Below are 25902 nucleotides of genomic sequence, written 5' to 3'. Positions count from 1 at the left end.
TGAAGGCAACCGCAGATTGCGCAGATTCAAGGGATTAAGAAGGGGGTGTTTTCGGCCCTCGCGCTCGCGCCAAGCTTCCTGCATGCGGAAGTAGCGTGAAGCGGCCTGTCACGCAATCTGCGTTGATCTGCGTAATCTGCGGTTCCTGCCTTTCGTTCAAAGATAACGCACTACCCGAAGCGCGCCTTGATGGATAGTTAACCAGCAGCCAGTCAGACGGATTCGACGTGGCGTTTCAGACGCTCTACGCCGGGTCGTTCGCTCAGGCAGCGGTTTTCAGTTGAGCCGGGGTTTGCCCGGACAGCTGGGTGACGATCTGCTGCAGGCGCCGCGCGGAAAAGACTTCCACCCGATAGCTGCGAATGTACTCGGCCAACTCGGGGCCGTGCACCATATTGGCCGGACGTTCGGCCGGCAGATCGCTTAGCGTTACCAGCACCGGGCTGACGAAGCTGCGGTTTTCCTCGAGCAATTCGGCCAGTTCCTGGGCCTGCTGTTCGCAGCGCTCGACCGGATCGGCGTCGTTGGCCGCATCCGGCATGGGCCGCTGCGCCCAGTCCGTGGAACCCAGGTCGTGGGCGATGCCGGCATCCAGCGGTTCGATGATGAACAGACCGCGCGTACTCACCAGTACCAGGCCGAGATGAATCAGCGCGCCCGGGGTCTGTACGGCCAGATTGCGCAGTACGATATAGCGACGTGAGCGCAGCATCCACCACCAGGCGAGTGCCGCGCGCCAACGCGACAGACGCACGACGACCGACGCATATTCGCGACGAAAAGAAAGTTCGAGAGAAATCAGCGCTTTCACGGCAACTACTTAAGGCTGATGAACGACATCCGGCGACCGCCGAATGGGCTGCGACGCCATATATTACGGCGCTTGCAAGCGCTTCTGAAGAACTTGAGAAATTAAATTTCTGTGGCAGTCCGATAGGCGTATTGAATGGACTTGAAGACGTCTTCCGAGCGGCATTGTCGGCGTCTTTCCATCAGTGGGCTACCGTGCGAAACCAGAACAGGCCCGGCGCCAGTCCCAGGCCGGCGAAAACGCACACGGCCGTCTGCAACGACAGCTGGCTCATCAGTACGCCGAACAGGGGTGCGCCCGCGGTCTGGCCCACGGCGATCGTTAGAAATCCGATCATCAGGCCCGTGCCAGGGCGATCGGGTAGCGTCGTGGTGCCCCAGACGAGATAGACGCCGGTGAGCATCACGTAGGCCGCGCCGAACAACGCGCCGCCGACGAGCATGAGGGTGGGCGTGGTGAACGCCAGCCCGGTCATGGCGATGCTGGCCACGAGCGCCACCAGGAACAATCGATGTACGGTATTGATGCCCAGGCGCGCGACCAGCCAGCCGGCCGCGGCACCCAGGATGCCGGCCGCGCCGATCGCTATCCAGAGCATGCCGGTCAGTCGGGTGGACCAGTCGAGCCGTGCCTGCGCGATCTCGCCGCCAAATGACCAGAGCGCGGTGCTGGCGGCGCCCATGAGAAACGACGCTGCGACCAGGCGTAGCAGGTTGGCGTGCAACGGCGGCATACCCAGCCCGTCGATACGACTGTTTTTCGAGCCGCTGGCCGGCAAGGCCAGGTACGAGGCGACGCCCAGCGCGGCGGCCGTGGCAGCGAAAATCATGAAAACGAGGCGCCACTGCTCACCGAGCCCCAGCGCGAACGGCCCCGACAGCGCCACGCCCGCGCTGGTGCCGGCGTTGATGATGGTGTTGGTGAGATCGCGACGCGCCGGGGCCACGGCAAACGACACCGCGTCGGCCAATGGCGGCGAGGCCAGGCCGGTACTGGTGCCGGCAAGAATGACGAATACCGCCAGCCATACCGGTGATGTACAAACCGCGATGCCGACCAGCCCAGCCGTAGCCACGGTCGCTGCGGCGACCGCGACGACGCGCGCGCCGAAACGCTCCGAGCAGCGGGCCGAGACGATGATGGCGACACAGTAGGCAGCAAAGGCGCCGCCGGAGATGACGCCGGCCAGGGTGGGAGACAGCCCCAGGTCGCTACGGATCTGGGGCAGGAACAGGCCGAAGGCAAAGCGGGCAAAGCCGTAGCAGACCGCGATCAGCCCGAAGCCGGTCGCGCCGATACGAAGCGCGGGCGTCATGGCCGGGCCCGTGCGTTTACCAGCTGACAGGCACAGGTGCGTGCGGCTTCGATTACGGCCGCGCCACGGTAGGTGGCAGCGGTGGTTGCCCCTTCGAACAGGGCCAGGACCTGATCAGCCAGTTGTGGATCCGCCTGGCCGGTTTCGCGCACGACCAGATCGGCGATGCGCTCGGTCAACTGCTGATGGTAGGCCGCGACCTCGGCGGCGATCTCCGGTATGTCGCCGCCGGTCTCGGCCTCGGCCCGGAAGAACAGGCAGCCGCGTATGCCTTCTTCGGCGAACCACTCGGCGAGCGAGTCGAACAGCGCGGTGGTCGTGCTGAAGTCGGTGTGTTCGAAGAAACGCCGGTGGCGTTCCGCCAGTACCTGCGCCATCAACGCATTCTTGTTGCCCGCATGCTTGTAGACGGTTCGGCTCGAAAGCCGCGCTTCGCGAACCAGTTTGCCCATGCCGGTGGCATTGAAACCGTTGCGATCGAACAGGCGTTCTGCAGCCGCCAGCAGCTGTTGATCAATATCCATGCGTTCAATGTAAAACGATCGTTTTACATGCGTCAACCGGGTGGGCCGTCGCTGCGAGATCCGCTCCGGCGCGGGCCGCGGATGTCCGACCGACCGGAAGGCAACGCAGGTCGGTTGGGCCACCGCGGGCGCAGGCCGTACCGGTCGCGAATGAATGCTGAAAAAGCGGCAGGGGTGCGGGCGTGGCGTGCGGGGCCATTGCCCGGCCGGTCAGTGTGCGGGGCCGGCCCAGGGAAGCTCTGCACAACCGGTCGCGGTCGCGCCGCGTGCGTTGCGCGCGATTGACAGTCAAGTGAGAGCGTAGCGCGCCCAAGCCAATAACAAGTTGCACGGTAGCGAACACTGACGCCGATCAAGCGCGCGCAAAGCCGGCGGCCCCTGCGGTGTTCGGCCTCACAGACGCCGCGGCTGCGTTGCCAGGCTTGGCCTGGCAATGAGGCAGGCGCTGCGCTTGGACGCCTTGTCGCAACGCATGTGACCTCGAAAGTCTTTTCAGGGCGAACGCGACCCGCGAGAGGTGATGCAGAGCTTCCCTAGCCAGCCAGATCGCCCCAAAGCGACTGCAGCGCGGCAAGTGCCGCCATGCCCGCGGTTTCAGTACGCAGCACGCGCGGGCCCAGGGTGATGGGCTGCCAGCCGGCGGCAGTGGCGTTGTCGATCTCGGTGTCCGACAGGCCGGATTCCGGGCCGACGAGCAGGCTGATGTGTGTGGTCCGGGTCAGCGCGTTGAGGCCGCCGGTGGCACTCGGCGCCAGCATGAGCCGCACACGATCGGTATCGTGATCGAGACAGTTGGACAGGGCGGTGGCCGCTTCGAGCGGCGGACACACCAGACGCCCGCTTTGCTGGGCCGCGGATTCGACCACGGCCTGCCAGTGCGCCTGTTTCTTGGCCAGCCGCTCGCCTTCGAGCTTGACCTTGCCGCGTTCGGTGAAGACCGGGCGGACGGCGGTTACGCCCAGCTCCACCGCCTTGGCCAGGGCGAAGTCCATACGATCGCCGCGGGCGATCGCCTGATAGAGGGTGATCGACAGCGGCGATTCGCGTTCCGGCGAATGCCGGGCCTCGACCGCCAGCGTCATGCGCTTGCGCTCGGCTTTTACGATCCGGGCGTCGTATTCGTGGCCATCCCCATTGAATAGCGTGACCGGGGCATCGACGCCGAGCCGCAGCACGGTGGCCAGGTGATGGCGTTTGTCGTCACCCGGGTCGAGCGTGCCGCCCACGGCCAGCGGCGTGTCGACGAACACCCGCGGTACATGACCACGCCGGCTCATTTCAGGCGCTTGATCAGCACCGCGGAGTTGCGCTGATAGTTGTAGAGCGCGCGCTTGGCCAGGGGCAGGGCATCCAGATCGGCCGGGGCAAAGCCGTGTTCGACGAACCAGTGCGGTGTCTTGGTCGTGAGCACGAAAATGCGTGTCAGCCCGGATGCACGTGCCCGGCGTTCGACTTCCACGAGCAGCCGTTCGGCCCGATCCTGGCCGCGATAATCCGGGTGTACGGCCACACAGGCCAATTCGCCCACGCCTTCGTCTGCGTAGGGCATGAGCGAGCAGCAGGCGGTGATCAGGCCATCGCGTTCGAGCACGATATAGCGCTCGATATCCAGCTCGATCTGCTCGCGCGAACGTGCCACCAGAATGCCCGCCTCGGCCAACGGCTCGATAAGCGCCAGCACGCCGCCCAGGTCGTCGGCCGTGGCCGTGCGGGTGATGTCGTAGGTATCGGCTGCGATCATGGTGCCGGCGCCATCGCGCGAATACAGCTCGCGCAGCAGCGCACCGTCGGTATCGAAACTCACCAGATGTGCGCGCGCCACGCCGGCCTGGCAGGCGTTGATGGCCGCCTGCAGCCGAGCCCGGTCGGCACTTTGCAATGGGGCGGACTCGGCTGCGAGCAAGCGCCGTGCGGCGTAGGTGTCCAGCTCGGCCGGCGTATCCGCAAAGCGTTCGTGCAGCGCGGCTCCGGGATGCAGTACCACGAACTTGTCTGCCGACAACGCGGTGGCGGTGGCGGTGGCCACTTCCTCGGCATAAAGATTGAAGATCTCGCCGGACGGCGAATAGCCCACACAGGACATCAGCACGATCGCGCCGCGCTCCAGATGCGCATTGATGCTGGCCACGTCGATACGCCGGACCTCGCCGGTATGGCCATGATCGATACCGCCGGCAATGCCCACGGGCCGTGCGGTCACCAGATTGCCGCTGGCGGTCACGATGCGGGCGCCGCCCATGGGCGTGCTTGCCAGGCTGGTGGATAGCAGTGCTTCGATATCCATCTGCAGGCTGCCGACCGCGCGTTTCACGCAGGCAAGTGCTGCACTGTCGGTTACCCGCACGCCGTCGACGAAATGGGTTTCGAGCCCCGCATCGGCCAGGGCGGCATCGATTTGCGGGCGTGCGCCGAACACGATCACCAGCCGTACGCCCAGGCTTGCCAGCAGGGCGATGTCGTAGATCAGATCGGTAAACGCAGGCGAGGCTGCGGCTTCGCCGGGCACATGGATCACGAAGGTACGCCCGCGATGGGCATGCACATAGGGCGCGCTCGCGCGCAGCGAGGCGACCATGTCGGCGTGGCGCGGTTCGTCGTCGCGCGCGGGCGCGTGTGGCTTCGAGGCAGTGTGCGGCGTGTTCATCCGCGTATTATGCGGATGTCGCGGCTAGCGGGCGAGGCAGAAGCGCTCGATGAGCCCGTGCAGGATACGCTGCATCGGCGCGACCCGTTCCAGGGCCAGATATTCGTTGGGCTGATGCGCCTGGGCGATATCGCCCGGGCCCAGCACCACGCTGTCCATGCCCATGGCGTTGTAGAACGAGCCTTCGGTGCCGAAATCGACGGCCGCTGCGCCGTGGCCGGACAAATCCTCGCAGGCGCTGACGATCGGCGAATCGCCCGCCGTTTCGAAAGCCGGTGTGCCGGTAAACAGCTCGCGGAATGTCACCCGACAATCGCTGTCCGCGAGCGCGGCCGCGACGCGCTCGCGTAGCTCGGTGCGCAGCTGCTCGGCGGTCATGCCGGGCAGAAACCGCAGATCGATATCCAGCCGACAGCGCGCGGGGATACGGTTGGCGTTGTCGCCGCCGGAAATCGCGCCCAGGTTGAGCGTGGCATGGGGTACGGGAAAACCGGCGATGCGCTGGCGCTCGGTCAGTTCATCGCGCAGTTCGCGAATGGCGCTCAGCGCGCGATACATGCCCTCGATGGCGTTCGCACCCAGGGCCGGGTTGCTGGAATGCCCGGAAGCGCCGTGCACTTCCAGCGTTTCCATGAAAATGCCCTTGTGCTGGCGAATAGGCACCAGATTGGTCGGTTCGCCGATCACGCAGTAGCGCCCCGGGCGCTGCCCGTGTTCACGGTGGGCATCGAGCAGGGCACGGGCGCCGTCCATGCCGCATTCCTCGTCGGCCGATACCAGCAGGCTCACGGGCGCGGCGAGATCGCGCGCCGCGTATTCGCTGGCCACGGCCGCGGCGATTGCGATGAAACCCTTCATGTCGCAGCTGCCCAGACCGTAGAGCTTGCCGTCGCGTTCGGTGAGACTAAAGGGATCGGTTTCCCAGCCGTTATCGTCGAAAGGCACGGTATCGATATGACCCGCGAACACCAGCCCGTTTTCGCTGGCCTGCTCGGCCGGGCCCAGGCGTGCGATCAGGTTGACCTTGTCGTCGCGCTCGGGCATCGGCATGACCTGGCAATCGAAACCGGCCTGTTCGAGTCGATCGGCCAGGTCTTCGACGGCGACACGGTTGCCGCAGTCCCATGCCGGATCACCGCTACTGATGGTGCGATGACGGATCAGGGTTTCGAGGGTGTCTTGCCAGTCCAGTGTTGTCATATGCGATAGCGAGCGTCGAGGTCGGCCCGGCTTGCCGGGTATCGGAATAACCATGGTATACCGGGCGCCGAAACCCGGTCATGGTGAGTCGCGTAAAACACGCTGGCGCCCCGTATGAGGAATATGTACATGATCAAGCCGATGCGATTGTCGAAAATAACCGCGCTGGCGTTAACGCTGGCTGCCAGTCTGGCCGCGACCGGCACGGTCTCCGCGGCCGAGCAGAAAATCTTTATCGATCCGGAAACCGGTGAAATCGTTAAGCCGCCGGCGCAGAAGTCCGAAGGCACGAACCCGGGTGAGGTCGGTCAGAAGGCCCGTGCCGCAGCGCCGAAAGCCTGGAAGAACAGCGAAGGCGCGCAGATGCTCACACCCAGCTTCGAATCCGCGCCGATGGCGCGCGCGGTGCGCTGCCCGGATGGCAGCTTGCATATGGGTCACGTCGGCCACGACGAGGCCAGCGATGATACGGAGGCCCTATGCGCGGCGCACAATCGTTAGTCGGCATGGCGGGCATCAGCCTCGCGCTGTTGTTCGGCACAGCGGCGGTGCAGGCCGCGGATATGGTGCTGGTGGTCAGTGACGATGCCGACAGCGGGTTCAACGATCCCACCCCGGCCGTCCCGGAAGGCGGCAATACCGGCGTGACGCTGGGCGCACAGCGGCGGATCGCCTTCGAATACGCGGCCGACATTCTCGGCAGCCGTATCGACAGCGGCGTGCCGATTCGTATCGTCGCGGGTTTCAACGCCGCGCTGACCTGCGAGCGCAACAGCGCGACCTTGGGCGCGGCCGGGCCAATCAGTTATGTCGCCAATTTTACCCAGGCCTCGCGCGTGGCGCGCGATGTGTTCTACCCGCTGCCGCTAGCCAATGCGCTGCTTGGTGAGCGCGTGGCCGATACCGACAACGATATTCGGGCTAGCTTCAACCCCAACCTCGACGAGGGCACCGATTGTCTGGGCGGGGCGCGCTGGTATTACGGCACCGACGGTGCAACGCCCGACGGTCGTCCGAGTTTCGTGAGCACCGTTGAGCACGAACTCACCCATGGCGTGGGTTTCGTATCGCTGGTGGCCTTGACCGACAGTGCCGAGCCGCAGGCCGGCCAGTTTCCGCAGGTCAGTGGCGGCGGTGCACGCTTTCCCGATATTTACAGCACCTTCATCCAGGATCTGTCCTTCCCCAACGACCCGCTCTGGACAGATCTCACCGACGAGCAGCGCGCCCAGTCGTTGACCAACGGCCCGAATGTGGTCTGGAGCGATATCAATACCGGTAGCCGCGCGGCCAGCATTCTCACCGACGGCCTCAACGAAGGTCGGGTGATGCTTTACGCGCCGTCGCGGGTCGCCGAGGGCAGCTCGATATCGCACTGGGATACCTCGCTCGATCCCGATCAGATCATGGAACCCTTTGCCACCGGCAATGACGATGTGGCCAGCGGCATCGGCCTGACCACCTGCGTGCTGGAGGATATCGGCTGGACGCTGGCCAACGGTGCGCGTTGTCCGGACGAAGCCGATCAGGCCATCGCTGATCCAGAAGAGCCCACCGACGAAGCGCCGACCGAGCCGGTCAGCGAGCCGGCCGGCGGCGGCTCCACGAGCGGCGGCGATGACGGGGGCGGCGGTGGTGGCTGTACGCTGACCGGCGACGGGCGTTTCGACCCGCTCTGGGCCTTGTTGCTCGCCGTCGCGGCCTTCGGGGTGTGTCGCCGTCGCCGGCTCGGCTGAGCCGGCAACGCGATCACCTGGGCGAGACCCGGTGTATGCGGCGGCGCTTGTCGCCGCCGTGCCTGCGCTCTGGCTGATCACGCTCGCGACGCCCGCGCAGTTCGTACTGCGCTGGCCCGGTTTCCCTGTTCTGATCATGGCAGCGGGCGTGCTGCCCCTGCTCGAAGAGATCGTGTTCCGGCTGGGCGTGCACGACTGGCTGCGTAGCCGTATCCGCAGGCGTTGGGGGCTGCTGAGCGCGGCCAATCTCCTCACCGCTGCGTTGTTTGCTGTCGCCCATCTGCTGGCGCACCCACCGACCTGGGCGCTGGCGACTTTTTTTCCTGCCCTGGTGTTCGGCGCGCTCTGGGAGCGCCACGCCAGGCTATGGTCGCCGGTGAGCGTGCACGCCTTCTATAACCTCGTCTATTTCTGCTGCCTGGCGGCTGCATAGCGCCTGACCGCTCAAGGCGCGCGACCCAGGCGTTCAACCCGCCAAGCACACTCGCGCAGGCGCGCTTGTGCGCTGGGTCAATACGCGGCTTTGCTACCATGGCGTATTGCAAACGAGTTGCGCGATATGAGCCAAGGCACAAGTCAGAACAATATCTTCGACGCCCTGCAGGTGGGCCTGACCCAGGCCGAATCGGTACAGACGCCGGGCGAGGTGCATGGCACGCTCACCGGCATGCTGTGTATCGATAACGAAATCAGCGCTACGCGCGCGGTCGAGGACGTCAAGAACGACAAGATCGAAGGCGCGCTCGCCGCGCTGCGCGAAATGACGCTGGAAGGTCTGTTCGATCCCGATCTGAGTTTCACGCCCTTGTTGCCGGGCGACGATGTCGATCTCGAGCGCCGCGTGCAGGCGTTGGCGCGCTGGTGTGCCGGCTTTCTCTATGGCCTGAGCGCGGACGGCAGTTTCGAGATCAACAGCCTCTCGGGCGAGGTGCGCGAGGTGGTCAACGACCTCACCGAACTTTCGCGTGCGGGGCTGACCGCCGAAGACGCCGACCACGAATCCGCCGAGGCGGACTACGCCGAGCTGGTGGAATACGTACGGGTGGGCGTGCAGATGGTATTTCTCGAACTTCAGCCCAAGCGCGAAGGCCCCACGCGGCGCGAATCGCTGCATTAAGGGTGCGCGGGTAAGCGCAGCGCCCGGGCCAGGCTGTTTTCGTGACAAGGCTTTGATGAGGGACCGGATGAGAGATCAATCACAGCTGCAGCATCGCGACGATCCGGCGCTCCATGCCGCGCGCCGCGCACGCCTGGCCGACATCGTGGGTAGCGACGGGGTGGCCATGATCGCCGCCACGCCCGAGCGCAATCGCAATAACGATGTCGATTACCCCTACCGGCCGAACAGCGACTTCCGGTATCTGACCGGCTTTCTCGAGCCGGAGGCCATTGCCGTGATCGCGCCGGGTTTCGACGCCGGCGACTACCTGCTGTTCTGCCGGGCGCGAAATGCCGAGCAGGAAGTCTGGATCGGCCGGCGCGCCGGCCCGGAGGGCGCGATGGCCGATTACGGCGCCGATCGCGCCTTCGCCATCGATGAATTCGAGGACTGGATCGACCGTTTGCTCGACGGCCGCCGAAAGCTCTATCTCACCCTCGGTACGCATCCGGAATTCGAACAGAGCGTGCTCGATCACATGTCGGCGCTACGCAGCCAGGGCCGCGGCGGCGTGCCGCCTTGCGAGCTGGCTGTGCTCGAGCCAGTACTCCACGAGATGCGCTTGCGCAAATCGGCCGCGGAGGTCGCGCTCATGCGCCAGGCCGCCGCGACGTCCGCGCGCGCGCACAGTGCGGCGATGCAGGCAGTACGCCCGGGCATGCATGAGTACCAGCTGGCGGCGGTGTTGCACTACACCTTCGAAAGCGACGGCATGCAGTGGGCCTATCCCACGATCGTCGGCGCGGGCGAAAACGCCTGTGTGCTGCACTACATCGAAAACAGCGCGCCCATGGCCGATGGCGATCTGGTGCTCATCGACGCAGGCGCGGAACATCGCGGCTATGCCGGCGATATCACCCGTACGTTTCCGGTCAACGGGCGATTCTCCGAGGCGCAGCGCACGCTTTACGACATCGTGCTTGCGGCCAACCGGGCCGCGATCGAGGCTGCCAGGCCCGGCGAGCCGATGAACGCGGTCCATCAGGCCGCGCTGCATGTACTCGTGGCCGGGCTGATCGAGGTGGGCCTGCTCGAGGGCAGCGTGGACGACGCCATCGCCGAGGAAAGCTATAGCGCCTATTTCATGCACGGCACGAGCCATTGGCTGGGCATGGACGTACACGATGTGGGCGATTATAAAATCGATGGCGAATGGCGAGCGCTCGAACCGGGCATGGCATTGACCGTCGAACCCGGGCTGTATGTCCGCGCCGATGACAACCCGACCTCGCGTTTTGCCAATATCGGCATTCGCATCGAGGACGATATCGTGATCACCGAAACCGGCTGTGACGTGCTCACGGCCGATGTGCCCAAGGACGCCGACGAGATCGAGGCACTCATGGCCAAACCCTACCGGAGCGAAACCCCGTGAGCCGCGACTACGATATCGCCGTGGTCGGCGGCGGGCTGGCCGGGGCGACATTCGCCTGCGCGCTGGCCGATACCGGCCTGAAGATTGCGCTGGTCGAAGCGGTGGCCTTCGATGCCCCGGCCGACGAGAACATGAAAGCCCGTACCACCGCGATTGCGGCCGGCACCCGGGCGATGTTCGAAGAACTGGATCTGTGGGCCGACATGGCCCACGATGCCGCGCCCATCAAGCGCTTGCATGTATCCCAGCAGGGCCGCTTTGGCAGCGTGCGCGTGAATGCCGCGGATTACGATCTGTCGGCCCTGGGCTATGTGCTGCATAACGTCACCATGATCGAGGTATTGCGTGCACGCCTGGCGCGTATGGATCAGGTCGATGTGGTCGCGCCGGCGCGTTTCGAGTCACTCACCCGGGATGCCACGGGTGGGCGTATCGAGCTGAACTGCGCGCGCGGCGAAGGGGCGAGCGAAACGCTGCGCACACGGCTGCTGGTCGGCGCCGATGGCGCGCAATCCTCGGTGCGCGGCGCGCTGGGTATCGGCGCGCGCATCGACGATTATCGCCAGCGCGCGATCGTGACCTTCGTCGAACCCGAACGCGCGCACGGCGGCTGTGCCTACGAACGCTTCACCCCGGACGGCCCGGTTGCCCTGTTGCCCTGTACCCGTGCCAGCTGTGCGGCGGTTTGGACGTTGCCCAGCGAGCGCGCCGAGCAGATGTGCGCGGTCAGCGAGGATGAATTCATCGACAGGTTGCAAGCCGCATTCGGCCAGCGCCTGGGTACGCTCAAGCTGGCCGGCCCGCGTGGCAGCTATCCCCTGGCGCGGGTGTTGTGCGACCGGGCCGCGGTCGAGCGGGCCGTGCTGATCGGCAATGCCGGCCATGCGCTGCATCCGGCGGCCGCGCAGGGCTTTAATCTGGCGATTCGCGATGCCTTGCTGCTGGCGGCGATGCTGCGCGAGCGCCTGGCGGGCGATGCCGATTTCGATCCTGGCGATGCCGACCTGCTTACCGGCTGGGCCGAGGCCCGGCGGCCCGACCAGCATCGCGTGGCCAATTTCACCGACGCCATCGTGCGTTTGTTCTCCAACCGTATTCCCATGCTCGATCACGCCCGCGGCGCGGGCTTGTTCGGCCTGTCGCTGTTGCCATCGATTCGTGACGATATGGCCCGGCGCAGCATGGGTCTGGCCCTGGCGCCGGCACGTCTTCGCGAGGCCAAGTCATGAGCAAGCAAAGCCCCCGTTACGATATCGCCATTGTCGGTGGCGGCATGGTGGGCGCCGTGCTCGCGGTGGCGCTTTCGCGTGCCGATTTCTCGGTCGCGCTTGTCGAAGCCAAGCGTCCATCGCGGTTCGAGCTCGGCGACGACTACGAGCTGCGCGTATCGGCCATTGCGCCAGGGACGCGTCGCGTACTCGAGAATCTCGGTCTGTGGGCCTCGGTCGAGCGCCGGCGCTGCTGTGCGTTTACCGGCATGAAGGTCTGGGAGGCCGGCGGCGCGAGCGAGCTGTTTCTGGAGCATACCGCGGTCGGTCTGCCGGAACTCGGGCATATCGTCGAGAACAATCTGATCGTCGACAGCGCCTGGCAGGCGCTGACCGATGTCGATATCTATTGCCCGGCGAAAATGGAAAGTCTGGCCATCGACAGCGACGCAGCCCGGCTGCGACTGGACGACGGCACGGTCGTGAGCGCGGCCCTGGTGGTCGGCGCGGAAGGTGCGAATTCACCGGTGCGCGCGGCCGCGGGTATCGAAACCACCGGCTGGCCCTACGGTCAGCGCTGTACCGTGGGGACGGTGACCCCGGCGCGTCATCATCGCCATATCGCCTGGCAGCGTTTCACCGAAACCGGGCCCGTGGCGTTTTTGCCGCTGTCGGACGGTCGCTGTTCGCTGGCCTGGCATGCCGATGATGCACTGGCCGCCGAGCTGGCTGAACTCGACCACGATACATTCTGCGCGCGGCTGACCGAGGCCAGCGGCGGCGTGCTGGGCGAAATCGAGCATATGGACAAGCGTGCCTCGTTCCCGCTCAAGCTCCAGCATGCACGCGAATATTGTCGCCCCCGTGTGGCCCTGGCCGGCGATGCGGCGCATGTGGTTCACCCGATGGCAGGTCAGGGGGTCAACCTCGGCCTTCTCGACGTGGCGGGCATGGTCGAAGCGCTCGAGGCGGGGCGCGCGGCGAATCGCGATGCCGGCGACATGACCTATCTGCGCCGCTATCAGCGCGCACGCATGGCTGAGAATCTGATGATGCTGGGCACGACCGACGCCTTCAAACGCGTTTACGGCAGTGCCAATCCGTTGCTGCGCACGCTGCGCCAGAGCGCAATCGGGATCGCGGCTAATCTCGCGCCGATTCGCCAGATCATGATTCATCACGCCGTAGGGTTATCCGCCAACGGCCCGCGGTTGCTGCAGTAGTCGAAAAATCTGCTGTATTTTGCAGGTAAGTAGGGCCTCGCGGTTGGCGCTTGGCCTGTGTCGATGTCGCCGGTATAGTCGAGGGCACGGTCAATAACCGCGTGGGAGAGAACGGGCAGTCGCTCGTCACCGAAGGCGCAAATTTCCGCCCGGAAACGCTCAGGTACCCGAACCACGTGCATGCGGGCGTTTATACGCCAGCTTGATCGACTCTGGAGAGCAGCCGGCGACAGTCCGGCTCACCGAAGGGGCGAATCTCTCAGGTGCCAGGACAGAGGGGCGGCAGGCGAAAGCCCGGGCCGGCCCGTGTTCTGTTGATTCATCTGCAAAGAGATTGTCATGGCCAAACGAACCCCGCTTTACGACGCGCATGTCGCCGACGGCGCCAAGCTCGTGGACTTCGCCGGCTGGGATATGCCGATCGACTACGGCTCCCAGATTTCGGAACACAATGCCGTGCGCGAAAGCGCGGGCATGTTCGACGTCTCGCATATGGCAGTGGTCGATATCAGCGGCGCCGAGGCACGCGAATTCCTGCGTCGGCTGCTGGCCAATGACGTCGCCAAGATCGACGAGGCCGGCCGCGCGCTTTATACCTGCATGCTCAACACCCGCGGTGGGGTGATCGACGATCTCATCGTTTATCACCTGAGTGGCAACCTGTATCGCATCGTGGTCAATGCCGCGACGACGGAAAAGGATCTGGCCTGGATCGACAGCCAGGCGCGCGACTACGACGTGGCGATCAATCACCGCCAGGATCTGGCCATCATCGCGGTGCAGGGCCCGCGCGGGCGCGATATTGCCGCCGAGCTCTTCGACGACGATTTCAAGGCCGCCGCGCTCAAGCTCAAGCCGTTTCGGGTCGCGACCCAGGATGATCGCTCGATCGGGCGCACCGGCTATACCGGCGAGGACGGTTTCGAACTCGTGTTGCCGGCCGAGGAGGCCGTCAATGCCTGGAAAACGCTACGCGGCAAGGGTGTAGCGCCGATCGGCCTGGGCGCGCGCGACACCCTGCGCCTGGAAGCCGGGCTGAATCTTTACGGCCAGGATATGGACGAGGACCACACGCCGCTGGAATCCGGCCTGGGCTGGACGGTGGCATTCGAGCCCGAAGAACGGGATTTCGTCGGCCGTTCGGCGCTCGAGCACATGCGCGCCGAGGGCGTCGGCGAGAAGCTCGTCGGGCTGGTGCTGGAAGGCCGCGGCGTGATGCGCAGCGAAACCGCGGTACGGGCCGCCGACAGCGATGTCGACGAAAAAGAAGCCGAAGGCGAAATCACCAGTGGCAGCTATTCACCCACCTTGTCGTGCTCGATCGCGCTCGCGCGGGTACCGGCCGATTGGGAAGAAAGCGTCGAGGTGTGTCTGCGCGGCAAGTGGCAGCGCGCGCGCATCGTGCGCTATCCCTTCGTGCGCCACGGCAAGCGCCGTATCGACGACTGAGCCCGTTTCTCAGTAGCCTTTATCCACCAAAACATAGCGCGCACCGCGCGAATCTGCTGCAAGGGAGCCCCATGAGCGAAGTACCCAAGGATCTGTCCTATACCAAGACCCACGAATGGATCGATTACGACGGCGATGGCACCTGCACGGTCGGTATCACCGACTATGCCCAGTCGTCGCTGGGCGATCTGGTGTTCGTCGAACTGCCCGAGGCCGGGACCAAGGTCGGTGCCGGTGATGCCGTGGCCGTGGTCGAATCGGTCAAGGCGGCATCGGATATCTATGCCCCGCTCGATGGCGAGATCGCCGAAATCAACGAACAGCTCGAGGATTCGCCGGAACTGGTCAACGAAGATCCCTTCGGCGAAGGCTGGTTGTTCAAGATGACGGTATCCGATTCCGAACAAGTCGAAAAACTGCTGGATGCCGATGCCTACGAAGGCATCGTCGAAGAAGAGGAAGACTAGCGGCGCTCGCACTGGCGCCGGTATTGCCCGGCGTCGGTGCCGCTGTGCCCGCGTATTACGTTCTGCGAGGATTCATGCCCTTCATTCCGCATACCGAAGACGATATCCAGTCGATGCTGGCCACCATCGGCGTGGACACGATCGACGATCTGTTCGACGAGATCGACCCGCGCCTGCGCGATGTCAGCCTGGATTCGATCCCGCCGAGAGCGAGCGAACAGGCGGTCAGCCGGTTGATGCAGGAACGCGCGGCACGCGATGCGGGTGGCCTGTGCTTCATCGGTGCCGGGGCCTACGAGCATCATATTCCGGCTGCGGTGTGGGAGCTGACCACGCGCGGCGAATTCTATAGCGCGTATACGCCGTATCAGCCGGAAGCCAGCCAGGGCACGCTCCAGGTGGTCTACGAATACCAGACCATGATGACCGGGCTGACCGGCATGGATGTGGCCAATGCCTCGCTCTACGACGGCGCATCGGCGCTGGCCGAGGCAGTGCTGATGGCGGTGCGCGCCAATCGCAAGTCCAAATCGGCCCGTATTCTCATGCCGGCGAGCATGCACCCGTTCTATCGCCAGGTCGCGCGCAATATCTGTGCGAATCAGGGCATCGTGTTCGAAACCGTCGCCTATGAACCGGGCACCGGTCGTATCGACAGCGCCGATCTGGAACGCTGGGCCGGCGAAGACGTGACCGCGCTGGTGATCCCCCAGCCCAATTTCTTCGGTGTGCTCGAAGACGTGGACACGCTCACCGACTGGGCCCAGGCCAATGGTGCGCTGGCTATCGGCGTGATCAACCCGCTTGCGCTGGCCGTACTCAAGGAGCCGGGCCGCTGGGGCACGGGCGAGGGCGCGGATATCGTGGTCGGCGAAGGCCAGCCGCTGGGTGCGCCGCTGGCCTCCGGCGGACCGTATTTCGGCATTCTGTGCTGTCGCAAGAAGCATGTCCGCCAGATGCCGGGGCGCGTGGTCGGGCGAACGCAGGACATGGACGGTCGCACGGGCTATGTACTGACCCTTCAGCCGCGCGAGCAACATATTCGCCGCTCCAAGGCGACCTCCAATATCTGTACCAATCAGGGCCTGCTGGTAACCGCGGCCACCATCCATATGAGCCTGCTGGGCGCGACGGGGCTGGAAAACACCGCCGCGACCTGTATCGCCAATACACGCGCGTTGGTGCAACGACTTACCGCGATCGACGGCGTGGAACGCGTTTTCGACAGCGCGGCCTTTCACGAAACCGTGCTCCGCCTGCCGGCGAATGCCCAGCGCGTGCTCGATGCGCTGGCCGAGCGCGGCATATTCGGCGGTCTGGCGCTGGCCGATTTCTACGACGGACTGCAAGACACCGTGCTCGTCTGTGCCACCGAAACCAAGACCGAGGCCGACCTGGATGCCTATGCCCAGGCCTTGCGCACGGTGCTCGCCGAACAGGCGGACGCGGCCTGACACGAAGCGATTCGCCGATTATTCACGTTTGTTAAAGGACACCTCATGACCCAGCAGATTACGCTCAAAGGCAATCCGATCGATGTCGAAGGCCGCCTGCCCGCACCGGGCGACACGCTGCCCGATTTCAGCCTGACCGGGGCCGATCTCAAGGACGTCAGCCTCGACACTTTCGCCGGCAAGCGCAAGATTTTCAATATTTTTCCGAGCATGGACACGCCGACCTGTGCAATGTCGGTCAAGCGTTTCAATGCCGAGGCCGATGCGTTGGACAATATTGCATTGCTGCAGATTTCGGCCGACCTGCCGTTTGCGCACTCGCGTTTTTGCAGCGCCGAGGGCCTGGACAACGGTACGACGCTGTCGATGATGCGCGACAAGCGCTTCGGCAAGGACTATGGCGTACTCATCGCCAACGGCCCCATGGCCGGGCTGTGTGCCCGCGCGGTGATCGTGGCCGACGAGCAGGGCACCGTGCTGCATAGCGAACTCGTGCCCGAAATCGCCGACGAGCCGAACTACGAAGACGCGTTGGCCGCACTCAAGGTCTGAGTCGTCGCTGTAAGGCGGTAGTCCGCAAATGAACGCGAATTAAAGCAAATAAAAGCAAATAAAAGATTAAGAGGATAGGCGGTAGCCCGGTCGATAGGCACTTGGGCAGCCGATGTTCTCTGCATTCGCGTTTATTGGCGTTCATTCGCGGACTCCAATGGCTTCGTCTTGAAGACCCCGAACATCGAAAGTAACCACGTCATGACCGAAAAACTCATTTTCGAACACAGCCGGCCCGGCCGTCGGGCGCTGGCGCAGGCGCCGGCCGAGGCACCCGCGATCGACGATATTCCGGCGGCGCTGCGGCGTGAATCGCCGGTCGGATTGCCGGAAGCTTCCGAGATGGATGTGGTACGCCATTACACCCGGCTGTCGCAGCTGAATTTCTCCATCGATACGCATTTCTACCCGCTGGGTTCGTGCACGATGAAGTACAACCCGCGGGCCTGTAATACGCTCGCCTCGCTGCCCGGCTTTCTCAACCGGCACCCGCTGGCGCCGGCCAGCCACGGCCAGGGCATGCTGGCCTGTCTCTACGAGCTGCAGGAAATGCTGACCACGGTCACCGGCATGCAGGCAGTCTCGCTTACGCCCATGGCGGGCGCGCAGGGGGAATTCACCGGCGTGGCCATGATCAAGGCCTATCACGAGGCGAGGGGCGATCACGCACGCGACGAGATTCTGGTGCCCGATGCGGCCCATGGCACCAATCCCGCCACGGCGGTCATGTGCGGTTGCACCGTGGTCGAGATCCCCACCGATGCCGACGGCGACGTGGATATCGCCGCGCTACGCGAGGCGGTATCCGAGCGCACGGCCGGCATCATGCTCACCAATCCCTCGACGCTGGGCGTATTCGAACAGGACATTCTCGAAATCGCCGAGATCGTGCACGGCGCGGGCGGGCTGCTCTACTACGACGGGGCCAACCTCAACGCCATTCTGGGCAAGGTACGCCCGGGCGATATGGGCTTCGACGTCATCCACATGAATCTGCACAAGACCTTCTCGACGCCGCATGGCGGCGGCGGGCCAGGTTCGGGTGCGGTCGGTGTGGGCAAGCGCCTGCGCAATTTCATGCCCATTCCCGTGGTGGGGCGCGACGGCGAGGGTGATAACGCAACCTATCGCTGGCTCACCGAGAAGGATATTCCGAACACCATCGGGCGGCTGTCGGCCTTCATGGGCAATGCTGGCGTGCTGCTGCGGGCCTATGTCTATGCGCGGCTGCTGGGTGCCGAGGGCATGACCCGGGTCGCCGAATTCGCCACGCTGAATTCGAACTATCTGATGACGCGTTTGCGCGCGGCAGGCTTCGATCTGGCCTTTCCCGAACGCCGTGCCAGCCACGAATTCATCGTCACCCTCAAGCGCCAGAAGCAGCAGCTGGATATCACCGCCACCGATGTGGCCAAGCGGCTGCTCGACTACGGTTTTCATGCGCCCACGATCTATTTTCCGTTGCTGGTGCCCGAGTGTTTTCTCATCGAGCCGACCGAAAGCGAATCCAAGGAAACGCTGGATGCCTTCGTCGCGGCGATGGTCGCGATCTGGGAAGAAGCCAAGGTCGATGCCACGACCCTGAAAGAAGCACCGGTCAAGCTGCCGATCCGGCGTCTCGACGAAGTCGCGGCAGCCAAGCATCTCGATCTCAAACACGATTCAGCCACCGCCGCCGGCGTTTGAGCCGGGCGAGCGCGCATGCTGTGGCATGATGCGCGGCTGATCTTGAAGTGCGGCGCGCTTGCCTGCGCCCAGTTTCACCGAACAAAGGACAAGCTATGTCAGCTCTGATCTGCGGATCCTTCGCCTACGACACGATCATGGTCTATACCGGCCATTTCAAGAACGAAATCCTGCCGGATCGCGTGCATATGCTGAATGTCTCGTTTCTGGTGCCGGAAATGCGGCGCGAGTTCGGCGGCTGTGCCGGCAATATCGCCTATTCGCTGAAACTGCTCGGTGGCGAGGGCGTGCCCATGGGCACGGTCGGCACCGATTTCGACGACTATGCCGCCTGGATGGATGAGCACGGCATCAGCCGCGAATACCTCAAGGGCGTGGATGATGCCTACACCGCGCAGGCCTATATCACCACCGATCTGGACGATAACCAGATCACGGCCTTTCATCCGGGCGCGATGAATTATGCGCACGAGCAGCAGGTGCCCGCCGATGCCGGCATCACGCTGGGTATCGTCTCGCCCGATGGCAAGGACGGCATGGTCCAGCATGCCGCCCAGTTCGCTGAAGCGGGGATCGATTTCATCTTCGATCCGGGCCAGGGCCTGCCCATGTTCAACGGTGACGAACTGCGGCGTTTTCTCGAGCAGGCGGCCTATGTCACGGTCAACGACTACGAAGCCGAACTCATGTGCGATCGTACCGGCTTGTCGGTGACCGATATGGCCAAACAGCTCAAGGCCATGATCGTGACCAAGGGCGGCGAAGGCTCGGTGATTCATGCCGACGGCGAACAGATCAAGATCCCGGCCGGTTCGCCCACCGCGCTGGCCGACCCGACCGGCTGCGGCGATGCCTTTCGTGCCGGGCTGATCTGGGGCCTGCAGCAGGGCCTGGACTGGCCGACCATCGGCCGCGTGGCTTCGCTCATGGGTACGATAAAGATCGAACGCCCGGGCACCCAGAACCACCGTTTCACAATGGATGAGTTCAAGGCGCGCTACAAGCAGGAGTTCGAACGCGAACTGGCCTGATACAGCCGGAGGTTCGATGATGATCAGCATGCCACCGCGCCTGGCCACGCCGCGCCTGTTGTTGCGCGAACCGGAGCGTGGCGATGCCGAGGCGATCTTCGCCTTTGCCAGCGACCCGACGGTGACGCAGTTCATGACCTGGGCGCAGCATGTCGATATCGACGACAGCGTCGAGTTTCTCGACGACGTGGCCGAGGGCTGGTCGTCCGGCGAGGATTTCTGCTGGCTGATCGAACACCCCGAGCGCGGCGGCATCGGTACCGTGGCCTGTTCGTTCAACGAACATGGCGCCGAGATCGGCTATGTCCTGGCGCGCTCGGCCTGGGGCCAGGGCTTTGGGCGCGAGGCGGCCACCGCGGTATTCGAGGCCGCGCAGGCGATCGACGATCTGTATCGGATCTGGGCGACCTGCGATACCGAAAACATCGCCTCGCGCCGTATTCTCGAAGCCCTGGACATGACCTGCGAAGGGCGGCTGCGGCGCTGGTCGTCACGGCCGAATCATCCGGATGCCGAGCGCGCGCCGCGGGATGTGTTCATGTATGCCTGGGTACGTTGACCGGTCGCCCGGTGATTACAGCGCGTCGCGTGCCGGTTGCGTAAGAACGCTGCAATGCGCGCTTGCCATAACATGACGCTCGTTTAGAGGGGGGCCGTGCCCAGCGTGATATGACGCGCTGTCGGTCGCGGGCCTGCCATCCACGCGCGGTGTGCGCCCACGCGGCGCTCGCAACAAAGCGCAACACGCCATAGAATTCGTCGCCATGTTCGTGCATCCCGATATCGACCCCGTCGCCGTTTCCATTGGCCCGCTTGCCGTGCACTGGTACGGGCTGATGTATCTGCTGAGTTTTCTCATCGGCTGGGGGCTGGGCATCGTGCGCACCAAGCAGGCGCATATCCACTGGCAGCGCGAGGAAGTGGGCGATCTGCTGTTCTATGTCGTGCTCGGCGTGGTCGTGGGCGGACGCGTGGGCTATATGCTGTTTTATCAGCCGGGCCTGTTGCTGGAAAACCCGTTGCAGCTGTTCTATATCTGGCAGGGCGGCATGTCCTTTCATGGCGGCATGCTCGGCGTATTCGCCGCTGCCGGCTGGTTCGCGCGCAGTACCCAGCGCGCCTTTTTCGATATCACCGATTTCGTGGCGCCGATCGTGCCGGTCGGCCTGTTCTTCGGGCGTATCGCCAATTTCATCAATGGCGAGCTCATCGGCCGGGTCACGGATGTGCCCTGGGCGATGATCTATCCGCGGGTCGATATGGCGCCGCGCCATCCTTCGGAACTCTATGAAGCCGGCCTGGAAGGTCTTTTGCTGTTCGCGATCCTGTGGTGGTTCGCCAGCAAGCCGCGCCCGCGCATGGCGGTGTCCGGGCTGTTTCTGATCGGCTACGGTTGCCTGCGTTTCTTCGCGGAGTTCTTTCGCCAGCCCGATTCGTTTCTCGGCTTCGTCGCCTTCGACTGGATGACCATGGGCCAGGTGCTGTGCACGCCGATGATTCTGGGCGGCATTGTGTTGCTGGCGCTGGCGTATCGTCGCGATAGGGTGGCCTCATGAGTATGCCGTCGCTCGAACAGCCCTATCTCGATCTCATGCGCGAGGTGCGCGAGCACGGCACCCGCAAGGCCGATCGCACTGGCACCGGCACGTTATCGGTGTTCGGTCGTCAGATGCGTTTCGACCTGAGCCGGGGGTTTCCGGTGCTCACCACCAAGAAGCTCTACTTGCGCGCGATCATCCACGAACTACTGTGGTTCATCGCGGGCGATACCAATATCGGTTATCTCAAGGACAACCGAGTGCGTATCTGGGACGAGTGGGCCGATGAAAACGGCGACCTCGGCCCGGTGTACGGCTATCAATGGCGTAGCTGGCCGGCCCCGAATGGCGAATCGGTCGACCAGCTTGCCCGGGTGGTGGAGTCGATCCGCCACAACCCGAATTCGCGCCGGCATATCGTGACCGCCTGGAATCCGGCCCAGGTCGACGATATGGCCCTGCCGCCCTGTCATCTGCTGTTCCAGTTCTATGTCGCCGAGGGGCGTCTGTCCTGCCAGCTGTATCAGCGCAGTGCGGATATATTTCTCGGCGTGCCCTTCAATATCGCCTCCTATGCGCTGCTCACGCATATGATCGCGCAGGTCTGCGGGCTACAGGTGGGCGATTTCGTGCATACGCTCGGCGATGCGCATTTGTATCTCAACCATCTGGATCAGGCCGACGAACAGCTCGCGCGCGCGCCGTTGGCGCCGCCCACGCTATGGCTCAACCCGGAAATTGACGATTTGTTTGCCTTTGGCTTCGACGATATTCGCCTCGAGGGTTATGAAAGCCATGCGCGGATCAGCGCGCCGGTGGCCGTCTAAGCACGCGCTTGCTTGCCAAACCGGTCTCGGTTATTCAATAGTCATGCGATACCGTCATGCTCAGGCGCTTTGCGCCTCGGGCATGGCTTCGAAGGCAAAACGAAACATTTTTCGATTTTCCAGCTTGCGTAGCGCAGTATTCGACATGGCGAGCGTATCGTCACGATAAAGCGCGATGTCGCCAGATATCGTTGCCATTAATTAATCGTGCCCGAAAGGTCCGCAACTCGACTGGCTTGTACGCTAGACTGCGCTCCAGCCTGGTTGACTGGTGTGTGCATCAATGTCTCGATCTCGAACCGTACGCGTGCTGGTTATCGACAACGATCCAGAAGATCGGGCGCTGCTGGCCGATTTGCTGCATTCCGGGCCGCGGCATCGCTATGCGCTGACCATGGCGGCCAGTTATGACGAAGGCCTCGCGGCGCTCGCCCAGGGCGGTTTCGATATCTGCCTGCTCGATTACGAACTCGGCGGCCGTACCGGTCTGGATCTGCTGCGCAGCCCGGCCGCGGCGGCATTGCATGCGCCGATCGTGGTGCTCACCGGCCACGACGATTACGAGATCGATGTCGCCGTGATGGAAGCCGGGGCTGCAGAGTTCCTGCCCAAGGGGGATCTCAACGCGACCCTGCTCGAGCGCACCATCCGCTACTCGATCCAGCACTATGAAAATCAGCGAAAATTCACCTATCTGGCGCGCCACGACCAGGTGACCGGTCTTTTCAATCGGGCGGTGCTGCTCGAGCGCTTGCAATACATGCTCGAACGCCCGCAAGCCGAACGCCATGCGTTTGCCGTGATCTATTTCGATCTGGACGGCTTCAAATCGATCAACGACAGCCTGGGTCATGGCGTGGGCGATCGGGCGCTGTATACCTCGGCGAGTCGTCTTCGCAAGGTCTGTGCAGCCCATCCGTTGCTTGCGCGCCTGGGGGGCGATGAGTTCGTGGCCGTGGTCGACAGTCCCGATCGCCGCGAAGTCGAAGCACTCGTGGCCGACGTGCTGGAGACTTTTCGCCAGCCCATCGTCATCGATACCCACCGCATCTTCGTAACCATTTCCATCGGTGTGGCGATGTACCCGGCCAATGGCGATGATGCCGATGCGCTGATCAACAACGCCGACGCGGCCATGTATCAGGCCAAGCAGGGCGGGCGCGATACCGTGCACTGGTTCGACGGCGAAAACGACGGCCGTTCGCGCTCGCGTCGCGGCCTGGATAACGAACTGCATGCCGCGATCGAGGCCAGCGAACTGCATCTGGTCTACCAGCCCCAGTTCGATCTGGACTCCGGGCGCGTCGTGGGCCTTGAGGCGCTGGCCCGCTGGAATCATCCACGCCTGGGCCCGATTTCGCCGGAAGAATTCGTGCCCATGGCCGAATCGCGCGGCTGTATCCGTGCGTTTACCCGCTGGGCACTGACCACGGCCTGCCGCCAGTATCTGAACTGGCGCGATGCGGGTGTGCTGGACGCCGATGTCGTGCTGGCGGTCAATGTCTCGTCGCAGCATGCCCGCGATGAAGATTTCCTGCCGATGGTGCGTCAGCTCATCGAGACGCTGGCCATGCCGGCCCAGCTGCTGGAACTCGAATTTACCGAGAACGCGCTCATTCTCGGCCCGGACGATACCAACCCGCTGGTCGAACAGCTCAAGCGATTGGGGGTTCAGGTCGTTATAGACGACTTCGGGAAAGGTTATTCCTCCTTGAGCTATCTCACCCGGCTACCGGTGGATTCACTCAAGATCGACTTGAGCTTTTTACATGGCGTATCCGACAACAGCCGCGACCGTGCCATGGCGCGGGCGATCATCGCCCTGGGCGCCAGCCTGGGCCTGCGCGTGGTCGCCGAGGGCGTGGAAACCAGCGATCAGCGCCAGTTTCTCGTCGACAACAAATGCGCGTTCGGCCAGGGGTTTTTCTATGCACCGGGTTTGCCGGTCGCCGATTGCACCCGCTTGCTCCAGCAAGAAACGCCCGCCAGCATGCTTTATCACTAGCGCCTTTGCTCGGCGCAGTTCGCGCCGCAGCGCGGTGGGCGCCGCGATGGGGAGGGTTCCTCGGGCGGCGGCTCAGCAGCGCGCTATGCGCGCATGTGGCGGTGTGTCATGAGTTCTGCCACGAGTGACGGCCCGGAAACAGAGCATGCCTCGCTGGGCACGGCCGCGCTGGCATTGCTGCTCGAGCAGATGCCGGACGCGGGGCTGTGCCTGCTCGACAGCGCGGGTGTGATCGAAATGTGGCACGCCAGTGCGGAAGCGCTGTTCGGCCATATCGCATCGCAGGTCCAAGGCCAGCGGCTGGAAACCCTGTTGCCCGAAGAGCGTCGTTTCGAAGCCGATCTGCCGCGCGCCCTGTTCGAAGCCAGTGCCCGTGGTCGGGCGCGTTTCGAGGCCGCGCTGATGACGCGCACCGGTCAACGCCGGCTGTGCAGTATTGATCTGACGCCACGTACCGATGCCGCTGACGATGTGATCGGCTTTATCGTGCTGTTGCGGGCGACAGGGCCGCGGCGGGCTGCCGATGCGGTCAACGCCAATGAAAATCTGCTGGCTGCGCATCGCCTGAATCTGACCCGCGCCAGCGACGAGCCGGCCTGGATCGGTATCGATATGGCCGCGCGGATCGCGGGATTGGCCGAAAGCGCGGCACGCTGGATGGGCTGCGATGTCGAAGACACCCTCGGGCGTGGCATTCAGGCCTGTGTCGAACTGCGCGACGAGCCGGCCTGGCCGGTGGTGCTCCATCGCGCGGTTCGTTCGGGCGAGCCCATCAGCCTGGCGGTTCGCCCGGTCGGCGCGGCGGCCGATATGCCCACGCGTACGGCGCGTGTATTACCGCTACGCGGTGCGGATGGCCGTTTGAACGGCTTTACCCTGCTCATCGATGCCGGCGATGCCGTACGGTCGGCCGAGCCTACCGGCGGCGAATCGCGCCTGGGGCTGGATCGGGCCAGTGATCGGGCCGGCGTGCTGGCCGCGGCACACGATCTGCGCGAACCATTGCGCAAGATGCAACATAACGCCCGCCAGCTGGAAGCCAGCGAAGCGCCGCGTATGAGCGAAAGCGGGCGCCAACAGCTCGCTGCACTGCGCGGCGCGGCCGATCGCATGCAGCACATGATTGGCGGCATGCTGCGCCTGGCACGTATCGACACGGGTACGGGCACGATCGAACGCCACGATCTGAATACGCTCATCGACGAAGTGCGCGATGACCTGGCCTTGCTGATTGAAGAACATCAGGTCCGCTTCGAATTGAAGCCTCTGGGCGCGATTCGGGGTGATGGCGCTCAGCTGCGCGCACTGTTCCAGAATCTCATCGACAACAGCATTCGTTACCGACGCCCCGACGAGGCACCGGTCATTCGGATCGAAGCCGATCTCGAACACACCGGTTCGGGTATAAAAATCGTGTATTATCAGGATAATGCGCGCGGTATCGGTTCGCCGGAACAAGCGTTTCAGCCATTTCGGCGCGACGCGGGTTCGGCGCACGCCGATGGCACCGGTATCGGGCTGTCGCTCTGCCGGCGGATCTGTCGTCGCCACGGCGGCGATCTGCGTATCGAGCGTACCGACGAAACCGGCACCCGGTTTATTCTGGAGCTCAGAGATCTGCCCGAACAGGGGAGCGCCGCGCACGATTGAGCCGCCGCGCGTGTCGGCCCGGCGTTATCCATTTTTTCGAATTTGACC

At 64.1% G+C, this 25902-nt stretch carries 25 protein-coding genes and 2 riboswitches; of the genes, 18 read left to right on the top strand and 7 right to left on the bottom strand.

The annotated features are described in order from the left end of the window. Positions 1-262: 262 nt before the first annotated feature. From S4A8_RS00590 to argE, 6 genes are all read right to left on the bottom strand, one after another. Positions 263-811, bottom strand: coding sequence for an NERD domain-containing protein (locus tag S4A8_RS00590; protein ID WP_353218615.1), 549 nt, complete (start codon positions 809-811; stop codon positions 263-265). A gap of 181 nt (positions 812-992) precedes the next feature. Beyond that, positions 993-2126, bottom strand: a complete 1134-nt coding sequence (locus tag S4A8_RS00585) for an MFS transporter (protein WP_353218614.1) — start codon at positions 2124-2126, stop codon at positions 993-995. Next, positions 2123-2650: a TetR/AcrR family transcriptional regulator gene (locus S4A8_RS00580; RefSeq protein WP_353218613.1), complete on the bottom strand. Its 528-nt coding sequence runs from the start codon at positions 2648-2650 to the stop codon at positions 2123-2125. The genes S4A8_RS00585 and S4A8_RS00580 overlap by 4 nt, the downstream gene beginning before the upstream one ends. 533 nt (positions 2651-3183) lie before the next feature. Further along, positions 3184-3927: a 16S rRNA (uracil(1498)-N(3))-methyltransferase gene (locus S4A8_RS00575; RefSeq protein ID WP_353218612.1), complete on the bottom strand. Its 744-nt coding sequence runs from the start codon at positions 3925-3927 to the stop codon at positions 3184-3186. Further along, on the bottom strand, positions 3924-5294 hold the full coding sequence (gene argA / locus S4A8_RS00570) for an amino-acid N-acetyltransferase (protein ID WP_353218611.1): 1371 nt from the start codon (positions 5292-5294) through the stop codon (positions 3924-3926). Before argA ends, S4A8_RS00575 begins: the two co-directional genes overlap by 4 nt. Positions 5295-5318: 24 nt before the next feature. Beyond that, positions 5319-6494 (bottom strand): acetylornithine deacetylase, encoded by a 1176-nt coding sequence (gene argE, locus S4A8_RS00565; protein ID WP_353218610.1) that lies wholly within the window; start codon positions 6492-6494, stop codon positions 5319-5321. Between the two features lie 129 nt (positions 6495-6623). Between argE and S4A8_RS00560 the strand changes: the two genes are divergently transcribed. From S4A8_RS00560 to S4A8_RS00485, 16 genes are all read left to right on the top strand, one after another. Further along, on the top strand, positions 6624-6995 hold the full coding sequence (locus tag S4A8_RS00560; RefSeq protein WP_353218609.1) for a hypothetical protein: 372 nt from the start codon (positions 6624-6626) through the stop codon (positions 6993-6995). Further along, positions 6974-8230 (top strand): JDVT-CTERM domain-containing protein, encoded by a 1257-nt coding sequence (locus tag S4A8_RS00555; protein ID WP_353218608.1) that lies wholly within the window; start codon positions 6974-6976, stop codon positions 8228-8230. The genes S4A8_RS00560 and S4A8_RS00555 overlap by 22 nt, the downstream gene beginning before the upstream one ends. Before the next feature lie 31 nt (positions 8231-8261). After that, positions 8262-8663 carry a JDVT-CTERM system glutamic-type intramembrane protease MrtJ gene (gene mrtJ / locus S4A8_RS00550; protein ID WP_353218607.1) on the top strand — a complete coding sequence of 134 codons (402 nt, stop codon included), beginning with the start codon at positions 8262-8264 and terminating at the stop codon, positions 8661-8663. A 126-nt stretch (positions 8664-8789) separates the two neighbouring features. Next, the gene (locus S4A8_RS00545) at positions 8790-9347 is read left to right on the top strand and encodes a UPF0149 family protein (protein ID WP_353218606.1); all 558 of its coding nucleotides are present in this window, start codon (positions 8790-8792) and stop codon (positions 9345-9347) included. A gap of 67 nt (positions 9348-9414) precedes the next feature. After that, the gene (pepP, locus tag S4A8_RS00540) at positions 9415-10764 is read left to right on the top strand and encodes a Xaa-Pro aminopeptidase (RefSeq protein WP_353218605.1); all 1350 of its coding nucleotides are present in this window, start codon (positions 9415-9417) and stop codon (positions 10762-10764) included. Next, positions 10761-11993, top strand: a complete 1233-nt coding sequence (gene ubiH / locus S4A8_RS00535; RefSeq protein ID WP_353218604.1) for a 2-octaprenyl-6-methoxyphenyl hydroxylase — start codon at positions 10761-10763, stop codon at positions 11991-11993. The genes pepP and ubiH overlap by 4 nt, the downstream gene beginning before the upstream one ends. Beyond that, entirely contained in the window at positions 11990-13195 is a 1206-nt protein-coding gene (locus S4A8_RS00530; protein ID WP_353218603.1) for a UbiH/UbiF/VisC/COQ6 family ubiquinone biosynthesis hydroxylase, read from the top strand. Before ubiH ends, S4A8_RS00530 begins: the two co-directional genes overlap by 4 nt. A 92-nt stretch (positions 13196-13287) precedes the next feature. Continuing rightward, a riboswitch (glycine riboswitch) is annotated at positions 13288-13380 on the top strand. Positions 13381-13397: 17 nt separating this feature from the next. Continuing rightward, a riboswitch (glycine riboswitch) is annotated at positions 13398-13480 on the top strand. Between the two features lie 54 nt (positions 13481-13534). Next, positions 13535-14644, top strand: a complete 1110-nt coding sequence (gene gcvT / locus S4A8_RS00525) for a glycine cleavage system aminomethyltransferase GcvT (RefSeq protein WP_353218602.1) — start codon at positions 13535-13537, stop codon at positions 14642-14644. A 71-nt stretch (positions 14645-14715) separates the two neighbouring features. Then, positions 14716-15111 (top strand): glycine cleavage system protein GcvH, encoded by a 396-nt coding sequence (gene gcvH, locus S4A8_RS00520; protein ID WP_353177163.1) that lies wholly within the window; start codon positions 14716-14718, stop codon positions 15109-15111. A 74-nt stretch (positions 15112-15185) separates the two neighbouring features. After that, the gene (gcvPA, locus tag S4A8_RS00515) at positions 15186-16565 is read left to right on the top strand and encodes an aminomethyl-transferring glycine dehydrogenase subunit GcvPA (RefSeq protein ID WP_353218601.1); all 1380 of its coding nucleotides are present in this window, start codon (positions 15186-15188) and stop codon (positions 16563-16565) included. A 45-nt stretch (positions 16566-16610) separates the two neighbouring features. Next, positions 16611-17117 (top strand): thiol peroxidase, encoded by a 507-nt coding sequence (tpx, locus tag S4A8_RS00510; protein ID WP_353177167.1) that lies wholly within the window; start codon positions 16611-16613, stop codon positions 17115-17117. Between the two features lie 201 nt (positions 17118-17318). Beyond that, the gene (gene gcvPB / locus S4A8_RS00505; RefSeq protein ID WP_353218600.1) at positions 17319-18803 is read left to right on the top strand and encodes an aminomethyl-transferring glycine dehydrogenase subunit GcvPB; all 1485 of its coding nucleotides are present in this window, start codon (positions 17319-17321) and stop codon (positions 18801-18803) included. Between the two features lie 95 nt (positions 18804-18898). After that, complete coding sequence (locus S4A8_RS00500; protein WP_353218599.1) at positions 18899-19834, top strand: carbohydrate kinase family protein; 936 nt, start codon at positions 18899-18901, stop codon at positions 19832-19834. Between the two features lie 16 nt (positions 19835-19850). Then, positions 19851-20393, top strand: coding sequence for a GNAT family N-acetyltransferase (locus S4A8_RS00495; protein WP_353177172.1), 543 nt, complete (start codon positions 19851-19853; stop codon positions 20391-20393). Positions 20394-20598: 205 nt separating this feature from the next. Next, entirely contained in the window at positions 20599-21390 is a 792-nt protein-coding gene (gene lgt / locus S4A8_RS00490; protein WP_353218598.1) for a prolipoprotein diacylglyceryl transferase, read from the top strand. 2 nt (positions 21391-21392) lie between these two features. Continuing rightward, positions 21393-22199: a thymidylate synthase gene (locus S4A8_RS00485; protein ID WP_502950689.1), complete on the top strand. Its 807-nt coding sequence runs from the start codon at positions 21393-21395 to the stop codon at positions 22197-22199. A 60-nt stretch (positions 22200-22259) separates the two neighbouring features. Here S4A8_RS00485 and S4A8_RS00480 read toward each other — a convergent pair whose 3' ends face one another. After that, positions 22260-22397, bottom strand: a complete 138-nt coding sequence (locus S4A8_RS00480; RefSeq protein WP_353177177.1) for a hypothetical protein — start codon at positions 22395-22397, stop codon at positions 22260-22262. An 85-nt stretch (positions 22398-22482) separates the two neighbouring features. Between S4A8_RS00480 and S4A8_RS00475 the strand changes: the two genes are divergently transcribed. After that, positions 22483-24204 carry a putative bifunctional diguanylate cyclase/phosphodiesterase gene (locus S4A8_RS00475; RefSeq protein ID WP_353177179.1) on the top strand — a complete coding sequence of 574 codons (1722 nt, stop codon included), beginning with the start codon at positions 22483-22485 and terminating at the stop codon, positions 24202-24204. 108 nt (positions 24205-24312) lie between these two features. Continuing rightward, positions 24313-25854 carry a sensor histidine kinase gene (locus tag S4A8_RS00470; RefSeq protein ID WP_353218596.1) on the top strand — a complete coding sequence of 514 codons (1542 nt, stop codon included), beginning with the start codon at positions 24313-24315 and terminating at the stop codon, positions 25852-25854. The last annotated feature ends 48 nt before the right edge of the window (positions 25855-25902 follow it).

It is taken from the genome of Salinisphaera sp. S4-8, assembly GCF_040361235.1.
In the GTDB taxonomy this organism is placed as follows: Bacteria; Pseudomonadota; Gammaproteobacteria; order Nevskiales; family Salinisphaeraceae; genus Salinisphaera.
The sequence above is the reverse complement of the archived record's forward strand: the minus strand, read 5'-3'. Positions and strand labels throughout refer to the sequence as shown.

Excerpts from the sequence above, each read along its gene's own strand:
- S4A8_RS00580 (WP_353218613.1), bottom strand. The coding sequence starts at position 2,650 with ATGGATATTGATCAACAGCTGCTGGCGGCTGCAGAACGCCTGTTCGAT.
- S4A8_RS00480 (WP_353177177.1), bottom strand. The coding sequence starts at position 22,397 with ATGGCAACGATATCTGGCGACATCGCGCTTTATCGTGACGATACGCTC.
- S4A8_RS00555 (WP_353218608.1), top strand. The coding sequence starts at position 6,974 with ATGCGCGGCGCACAATCGTTAGTCGGCATGGCGGGCATCAGCCTCGCG.
- S4A8_RS00585 (WP_353218614.1), bottom strand. The coding sequence starts at position 2,126 with ATGACGCCCGCGCTTCGTATCGGCGCGACCGGCTTCGGGCTGATCGCG.
- S4A8_RS00470 (WP_353218596.1), top strand. The coding sequence starts at position 24,313 with ATGAGTTCTGCCACGAGTGACGGCCCGGAAACAGAGCATGCCTCGCTG.
- tpx (WP_353177167.1), top strand. The coding sequence starts at position 16,611 with ATGACCCAGCAGATTACGCTCAAAGGCAATCCGATCGATGTCGAAGGC.
- gcvPB (WP_353218600.1), top strand. The coding sequence starts at position 17,319 with ATGACCGAAAAACTCATTTTCGAACACAGCCGGCCCGGCCGTCGGGCG.
- lgt (WP_353218598.1), top strand. The coding sequence starts at position 20,599 with ATGTTCGTGCATCCCGATATCGACCCCGTCGCCGTTTCCATTGGCCCG.
- S4A8_RS00500 (WP_353218599.1), top strand. The coding sequence starts at position 18,899 with ATGTCAGCTCTGATCTGCGGATCCTTCGCCTACGACACGATCATGGTC.
- argE (WP_353218610.1), bottom strand. The coding sequence starts at position 6,494 with ATGACAACACTGGACTGGCAAGACACCCTCGAAACCCTGATCCGTCAT.
- pepP (WP_353218605.1), top strand. The coding sequence starts at position 9,415 with ATGAGAGATCAATCACAGCTGCAGCATCGCGACGATCCGGCGCTCCAT.
- S4A8_RS00530 (WP_353218603.1), top strand. The coding sequence starts at position 11,990 with ATGAGCAAGCAAAGCCCCCGTTACGATATCGCCATTGTCGGTGGCGGC.
- S4A8_RS00475 (WP_353177179.1), top strand. The coding sequence starts at position 22,483 with ATGTCTCGATCTCGAACCGTACGCGTGCTGGTTATCGACAACGATCCA.
- S4A8_RS00495 (WP_353177172.1), top strand. The coding sequence starts at position 19,851 with ATGATGATCAGCATGCCACCGCGCCTGGCCACGCCGCGCCTGTTGTTG.
- S4A8_RS00575 (WP_353218612.1), bottom strand. The coding sequence starts at position 3,927 with ATGAGCCGGCGTGGTCATGTACCGCGGGTGTTCGTCGACACGCCGCTG.
- S4A8_RS00485 (WP_502950689.1), top strand. The coding sequence starts at position 21,393 with ATGCCGTCGCTCGAACAGCCCTATCTCGATCTCATGCGCGAGGTGCGC.
- gcvH (WP_353177163.1), top strand. The coding sequence starts at position 14,716 with ATGAGCGAAGTACCCAAGGATCTGTCCTATACCAAGACCCACGAATGG.
- S4A8_RS00545 (WP_353218606.1), top strand. The coding sequence starts at position 8,790 with ATGAGCCAAGGCACAAGTCAGAACAATATCTTCGACGCCCTGCAGGTG.
- gcvPA (WP_353218601.1), top strand. The coding sequence starts at position 15,186 with ATGCCCTTCATTCCGCATACCGAAGACGATATCCAGTCGATGCTGGCC.
- argA (WP_353218611.1), bottom strand. The coding sequence starts at position 5,294 with ATGAACACGCCGCACACTGCCTCGAAGCCACACGCGCCCGCGCGCGAC.
- S4A8_RS00560 (WP_353218609.1), top strand. The coding sequence starts at position 6,624 with ATGATCAAGCCGATGCGATTGTCGAAAATAACCGCGCTGGCGTTAACG.
- gcvT (WP_353218602.1), top strand. The coding sequence starts at position 13,535 with ATGGCCAAACGAACCCCGCTTTACGACGCGCATGTCGCCGACGGCGCC.